The organism is Chamaesiphon sp. VAR_69_metabat_338 (assembly GCF_031423935.1).
Taxonomy (GTDB): domain Bacteria; phylum Cyanobacteriota; class Cyanobacteriia; order Cyanobacteriales; family Chamaesiphonaceae; genus Chamaesiphon.
Window position 1 is genome coordinate 1 of record NZ_JANPGM010000531.1, and the last position, 7,035, is coordinate 7,035.

Here is a 7,035-nt window from a genome sequence, read left to right on the forward strand (position 1 = left end):
CTGGTTCTAATATCTACGCTGCCAACTCCTGTCACATCAATTAATGCAAATTTTGCTTTGTTATTACCTTGAGAATCTTTTAGTGTTAGAGATACTGCTTGAGAAGCGACGCCACGATTGTCGTAACAGATGCTCCAATTCAGATAGGGTTCGGCAGTCAATGAGATCGACGCAGATCTATTTGCAGGTCTAATTGTGAATAATGTTGACGTTGATGGTATATCGACACCGTTGATTTTCGGTGCAGGAGTAGCACTTACACCAATTGTCTCTGGTAAATCGAGGTCTAATTCAGATGCTACTTGCCAACCATCTGGTGCCCCATCTGGATAAGTTGAGTTGTATGGACGCTTTGAATCTGTGGAGGGATTTACATTCGATAGACCATACCCATATCTGGACTCTTGACAATTACGCGCATATTCAACAATAAAATTGTGGGGAGTTTGTTGATAATTTTGACCTCGATATTCTGCAGTAGTCAGATATTTGGGTCTGAGGCGATAGGCGCGATTGGTAGAGATTGCTTTGGAGCGGATCAGACTTAGATGTGCCTGAAACTGCAACGAGCCATCGCGCAATGGTTTATTGAGCGATAGTAATGAAGGGGATGCCATTCCTGCGATAATCCCAATTACCAGCACGGATACTAGCAGCTCGATCAAGGTGAAGCCTTGAGAGTTATATTTAGGTGGTCTAATCGCCACAGTCAATGACTCCTCAATGAAGATAAAAGTTTGTAATTACCGATTTTGCTGGCTGCGGCGAATCGCTCTCGTTGGCGAAGCCTCTCTGAAAGAGAATCGCGCAACTGGCAGCTTTCTTAATATGCCCAACTGGCAGTTAGAAATTACACACCAATAGTCACGATCGGTATAGACTTCTAAACAGTTAACTTTGGGATAGCGATCGAGGCTCTACTCGGAGTAGAATCTAAGTCGATAAGTTTGGTTGCTGCGTACTCAATCCTAAGCTGTTTTTTAGAGATTGATTGTGACTGCGATCGCTCAGTATTTACACTCGATCGATCTGCAAAAATTCAAGTTGTAGCTCGGTAAATTCTCGCTATTTCTGTCATATCTAAACAAATAAAATGATCGATTTATCTACTCATCATGAGTACAAGTGTCGGGTTAATCTCGATCTTTATAGTTCCCCCAGTTGCGAGGGATTGGCGACACAAGCGGCTGGAGGTCGTCATTTGCGAGTCACATCGCTGACGCCTAAGGCACAATCTATGGCGGTGCGGTTGTGTGAAGATGATTATGATGCTTGGTTGAAACTTGCCGATGTGGAGCAGCTAGAATTAGCGACAGATACTTACCAGCCGATCGAAATCGATCGATCGACAATTGCCGAGCGGATACCTGAAGTTATTGCCTTTACTCAAGCGGCGATGCAGGTGCCCAATTATTATTTATGGGGCGGTACTGTGGCACCTAATTATGATTGCTCGGGGTTGATGCAAGCGGCATTTGGCTCTCAGGGGATTTGGTTGCCGCGCGATTCTTATCAGCAGGAGGCGTTTGTCGAGCAAATTTCGATCGAGCAGATGTTACCTGGCGATCTGATCTTTTTTGGGACGCCAGCCAAAACCGATCATGTCGCGCTCCATCTGGGCGACTTGCAGTATATCCACAGTTCGGGGGTGCAAATGGGCAGAAATGGGATTGGTATCGATATTTTGAGCGATCGCACTGCCGATCCGATCGGTTGCGGTTACTATGCCAAGTTACGTTGCTGTGGGCGCGTGAGGAGCAGCTTTCGCTCGGTGGGAAGTGGGTTGCAAACGCCCTAATTGGCGATTTCCTCTGACTCATGCGTTAATATAAAGCAGAAAGAATTGCCGGGAATGAAGGTCGATCGGATCGATCGTGGCGATCGAGATCCATAGATTAGCACTCCGAGAAATCTAAGTCTAAGTCACTAGTTCTCCAAACTAGCTTTCAATTCATAGCAGCTTAGGGGAAGAACGGATTAGAATCGATCCTATTCAAGGATGAAACGCTCAACCAGTAGTAATCAAGGCAGTGATGATGACCAATGATGATAAGCTTCAAACACCTGCTTCACTCTCCGATCGCGAAATAGAAATAATCGAACTAGTAACGGCTGGCTTGACTAATGAAAAGATCGCCGCTCGCTTAGAAATTAGCAAACGTACTGTCGATAACCACATTAGTAATATTCTGGAAAAGGCTGGCACTGGTGTCGATAATCGCGTGGCACTAGTCCGCTGGGCACTGCAATGGGGTAAGGTTTGTCTCCACGATATTAATTGTTGTTCTTTGCCGGAGCGGGAGTAGGAGTTAGGTTTGAGACTTTAGGCTTTAGTTAGTAGGTCGGGAAATAGGAAGTGGCTTTTGGGTTCAGGCATTAAGTAGTGAGATATTGCGTTCGAGTCAATCTTCGTGGTTCCTGGGCTTGTGAGGGGTTGAGAGACAACCCCCACTCTTTAAAGATCTCACCCGTACACATTTCCTAAAACCTAGAGCCAAAAACCCAACACCTAAAGCCTAAAACCTAAAGCCTAAACCCAACATTGCGGTAAGATCGAAACAGCGCGCGCAGTGGATATCTTTTAAAAGCGATCGAGTGCGATCGGTTCTTATCGAGTTAAATAACTTATGGATTTTAATAATTTAGTTACTCAGCTCAATGCTGGAGCGATTCTCCCAGAGGTAATTGTCATCACCACACTGTTGACAGTTTTAGTGGGCGACTTGATTGTCGGGAGGAGTGCTGCTCGGAGTTTAGCCTATATTGCGGTGGGTGGCTTATTTACATCGATCGTAGCCCTGGTATTACAGTGGGATAATCCCCTTCCAGTCGCATTTTTTGGGGCTTTTAGTAGCGATCCGCTGAGTGTGGTATTTCGGGGCATTGTCGCGCTCTCAGCGGCAGTGACGATCCTGATGTCGATTACCTATGTCGAGCAGACGGGAACTGCGTTAGCCGAATTTGTGACGATTTTATTAACAGCCTCGTTAGGTGGGATGTTGCTCTCTGGAGCCACCGAACTCGTGACGATTTTTGTGTCGCTGGAAACTTTGAGTATCTCATCCTATCTGATGACTGGGTACATGAAGCGCGATCCGCGATCGAATGAAGCAGCATTAAAATACCTCTTAATTGGCGCGTCGAGTTCGGCGGTATTCTTATATGGCGTGTCGTTGTTATACGGACTATCTGGCGGCGAAACTACGTTACCAGAAATTGCCATCGGGATGGCTAACGCCAACGGCAGTCTGTCGTTAGGTTTGGTTGTATCTTTAGTATTTGTCATCGCGGGAATTGCGTTCAAAATTTCGGCGGTACCCTTTCACCAATGGACGCCGGATGTCTATGAAGGTTCGCCAACACCAGTGGTTGCGTTCTTATCTGTCGGTTCTAAAGCGGCGGGATTCGCACTAGCAATTCGATTATTGGTGACAGCCTTCCCACAGGTAATCGAGCAGTGGCATTTTGTCTTTACTGCACTAGCGATTTTGAGCATGGTACTGGGGAATGTCGTCGCTTTGGCACAAACGAGCATGAAGCGGATGCTAGGATATTCCTCGATCGCTCAAGCTGGATTTGTGATGATCGGGATGGTCATCGGGACAGAGGCTGGTTATGCCAGCATGGTATTTTACCTGTTCGTTTACTTATTTATGAATTTGGGTGCTTATGCCTGCGTGATTCTATTTACGCTGCGGACGGGTACCGATCGCATTAGCGATTATGCTGGTTTATACCAAAAAGATCCCTTCCTCACCCTCGCACTGAGTATCTGTCTGCTCTCGCTCGGTGGCATTCCCCCCTTAGCTGGTTTCTTCGGCAAGATTTACATCTTTTGGGCGGGTTGGAAAGCTGGTGCTTATGGACTGGTATTGCTTGCCCTCGTCACTAGCGTCGTCTCGATTTACTACTATCTCCGCGTTGTCAAGATGATGGTAGTCAAAGAACCCAACGAAATGTCCGATGTCGTCAGAAACTACCCAGTTTCCAATTGGAACATCCCTGGTATGAGATCGCTCCAAGTCGCTACCCTAGCCACCTTGATCGCGACTTCTCTAGCTGGAATTCTCTCCAATCCCCTGTTTACGATCGCCAATGACTCGGTGAGCAACACACCGATGTTGCAAGCGACTTTGGAGCGACAAGTGGCAGTTAAGTAGGGATTAGGGATTAGGGATTAGGGATTAGGCTTTAGGCTTTAGGGATGAGGATGATTAGATATAGATTTCAACTATTCTATAAAGCCGAAAAGTCAGAGATCGAAACCTAGCCTAAAATCCAGCACTAGAGTCTAAAGCCTAAAATCTCTAATCTATAACCTAAAGCCTAAAGCCTAAAGCCTAATCCCTAAAATGCGAATCGTCTTCTTCGGTACTCCCCAATTTGCTATTCCCACCCTAGAGCAACTGCTAGCAGAGCCAGAGTTTCAGGTGGTGGGGGTAGTGACGCAGCCGGATAAAAATCGCGGGCGGGGCAATCAATTATCGCCATCGCCGATTAAAGCGGTGGCGGTGGCGCATCAGTTGCCGATTTGGCAACCCGCACGGATTAAAAAAGATCCCGACACGATCGCCGCATTACGCGACCTGGATGCAGATATATTTGTCGTGGTAGCCTACGGGCAGATTTTATCTCAGGAAATTCTCGATTTACCCAAATTGGGCTGTATCAATGTTCATGGCTCATTGTTACCCCAGTATCGCGGTGCGGCACCGATCCAACGTTGCTTGACAGATGGAGTGACGCGCACGGGAATTACCACCATGCTGATGGATGCGGGGATGGATACCGGGGCAATGCTGCTCAAATATGAAACTCCCGTCGATCTCTTCGATAATGCCGATCGATTGGCGGCTAAATTGGCCGTTGAGGGGGCGCGACTGCTAGTAGAGACGATTTACAGTCTCGATCGAATTACACCGACACCCCAGGACTCTTCAGCTGCTACTTTCGCACCGCCGATTCAAAAATCAGAATACTCGGTCGATTGGACTCGATCGAATCTGGCGATCCATAACCAAATTCGCGGTTTTTACCCCAATTGTGTCGCTACCTTCCGCGCGCAACCACTGAAAGTGATGGCGACAGCACCGCTGGGTGCAGAATTTGCGGAGCAGCTACCGCCAGAACTGCAAAAGTTATTGCCGGAGCTAGCGAGTCTCGATCTCAGTAGCAGTTTACCTGGCACTGTAGTCAAAATTGCCAAAGGCTTGGGGCCGATCGTTCAAACTGACTCTGGCTGTCTGATCCTCCGCGAAGTTCAACTTGCTGGCAAACGTCCTCAATCCGGTGCCGATTTAGTAAATGGTATGAGATTAGCTATAGGCGAAATGTTGGGGTAGCCCAGATCGACCGATAGACTGACGTTACTTTATTTAATTAATCCTGGGATGCCACATCGGGTGAATGTATCCAGCAGCTAGCCGGATGTACCGGAATTATCGGTGCGGTAGCTGTCGATCGCGATAGATCGATTAGAATTGGGTCTGGTTTTTGGCAATCACGATATTTCCCGATATACCAACTCTTGGAATCGCTCATTATCACGAATAACATCAAAATCTGGGTTGTGTTTTGCTTCTCTTCTGCAAAGACGAGGTTTAATATCGATCGCTTTTTGCAAACTATCGATCGCCAATTCGACCTCACCTTTCAAGGCATAATAGCAAGCTTTTGCATAATATCCGATCTCATGATGAGGAGCTTGTTCAATTACTCGATCGCACTCAATAAAGGCTTCTGAGTATCGACTGGCTCTTGCCAAAACAATGCCACGATTAGCTCTGAGTAAAACTTTTTTTGGCTCTAACTTAATCGATCGATTGATTGCAGTAGTAGCTTTATTAAATTGTTTGATAAGACTTAACGTTAGCGATTGAGTATTCAGGGTATCGAAATTATTGTCGTCGATTTCAAAAGCACGATCGCACGCAACAAGAGATTCTTGATAACGCCCTAAAGCGAGTAAAACAACACCTCGACGATTCCATGCATTAGCAGATTGAGAATTGAGATCGATCGCTTGTTGATAACTTTCCAATGCTTCTTCGTATCGCTCTAAACCTGATAGAGCAACACCTCCTTCTATCCAAGCATCAACAGATTTAGGATCGAGACTGATTGCTATCTGAGAACTTTCTAATTGCTCCTCAAAACGTTCTAACTCAAATAGTGCAAATCCTTTATTTATCCAAGCCTTAACAGATTTAGGATTGATTTCAGTTGCTTTATGATAACTTTTTAGAGCATCTTCATATTGCTCTAATCTTAATAGTATAAATCCTTGATTTATCCAAGCATTAGCAGATCTAGGGTTGAAATCGACTACTTTTCGATAACTTTTTAATGCTTCCTCATATCGTTCTATCCCAGATAGGGCAGAGCCTTGGCAATTAAAAGCATTAATGGATTTAGGACTTAGTTTAATTGCTTTGCCATAGCTTTCTAGTGCCTCTTCATGTCGAGACAAGTTGACAAGCGCAATCCCTACATTTATCCAATCTTTAATGGATTTAGGGCTAATTTCAATTACTTTTTTATAATCTTCTAATGCCTCTTTAGGTCGTCCTAAGCTAGTAAGTGCCGCAGCTCTATTTATCCAAGCATCAATGGATTTAGAATCGACATTGATCGCTTTTTGATAACTTTCTAGCGATTCATCATGTTGTTTTAGATTAATAAGAGCAGTTCCTCGGTTTGTCCAAGTATTAACATATTCAGAAGCTATACTAATTAGCTGCTGAGAGCTTTTTAATGCCTCATTATGTCGATTTAAATTGATTAATGTAGCTACTCTATTTGTCAATGCGTCAACGGAATTAGGATCTAAGTTAATTGCTTGTTGATAACTTTCTAATGCTCTCTCATATTGCTCTAATCCAAATAACGCAGATCCTTGAATATTCCAAGCATTCACAGATTTAGGATTGAGTTCGATTGCCTTTTGTAGTTTTTCCAACGCCTCATCATATCTCTCTAAGTTAATAAGTGCATTTCCTATGTTTAGCCAAGCGTTGACAAAAGTAGGATCTAAAT

Annotated in this window: 6 protein-coding genes; 4 read left to right on the forward strand and 2 right to left on the reverse strand. The window is 44.9% G+C overall.

All coding sequences use genetic code 11. From position 1 onward, the window contains the following. The coding region (locus RMO84_RS14700) for a prepilin-type N-terminal cleavage/methylation domain-containing protein (protein WP_310489193.1) at positions 1-707 on the reverse strand (707 nt) is incomplete at its 3' end. A 386-nt stretch (positions 708-1,093) separates the two neighbouring features. On the opposite strand from RMO84_RS14700, the gene RMO84_RS14705 reads away from it, so the two are divergent. From RMO84_RS14705 to fmt, 4 genes are all read left to right on the forward strand, one after another. Next, positions 1,094-1,798: a C40 family peptidase gene (locus RMO84_RS14705; RefSeq protein ID WP_310489194.1), complete on the forward strand. Its 705-nt coding sequence runs from the start codon at positions 1,094-1,096 to the stop codon at positions 1,796-1,798. Between the two features lie 238 nt (positions 1,799-2,036). After that, positions 2,037-2,306, forward strand: coding sequence for a helix-turn-helix transcriptional regulator (locus RMO84_RS14710; protein ID WP_310489198.1), 270 nt, complete (start codon positions 2,037-2,039; stop codon positions 2,304-2,306). A gap of 321 nt (positions 2,307-2,627) precedes the next feature. Then, positions 2,628-4,160, forward strand: coding sequence for an NAD(P)H-quinone oxidoreductase subunit N (locus RMO84_RS14715; protein WP_310489195.1), 1,533 nt, complete (start codon positions 2,628-2,630; stop codon positions 4,158-4,160). 192 nt (positions 4,161-4,352) lie between these two features. Continuing rightward, positions 4,353-5,342, forward strand: a complete 990-nt coding sequence (gene fmt / locus RMO84_RS14720) for a methionyl-tRNA formyltransferase (protein WP_310489196.1) — start codon at positions 4,353-4,355, stop codon at positions 5,340-5,342. A 158-nt stretch (positions 5,343-5,500) separates the two neighbouring features. On the opposite strand, the gene RMO84_RS14725 is transcribed toward fmt, so the two are convergent. After that, positions 5,501-7,035 (reverse strand): tetratricopeptide repeat protein (locus RMO84_RS14725; RefSeq protein ID WP_310489197.1); only part of this gene is annotated, 1,535 nt, incomplete at its 5' end.

Bases quoted from the DNA above. Each gene is read 5' to 3' on its own strand.
- RMO84_RS14715 (WP_310489195.1), top strand. From the start codon at position 2,628: ATGGATTTTAATAATTTAGTTACTCAGCTCAATGCTGGAGCGATTCTC.
- RMO84_RS14705 (WP_310489194.1), top strand. From the start codon at position 1,094: ATGATCGATTTATCTACTCATCATGAGTACAAGTGTCGGGTTAATCTC.
- fmt (WP_310489196.1), top strand. From the start codon at position 4,353: ATGCGAATCGTCTTCTTCGGTACTCCCCAATTTGCTATTCCCACCCTA.
- RMO84_RS14710 (WP_310489198.1), top strand. From the start codon at position 2,037: ATGACCAATGATGATAAGCTTCAAACACCTGCTTCACTCTCCGATCGC.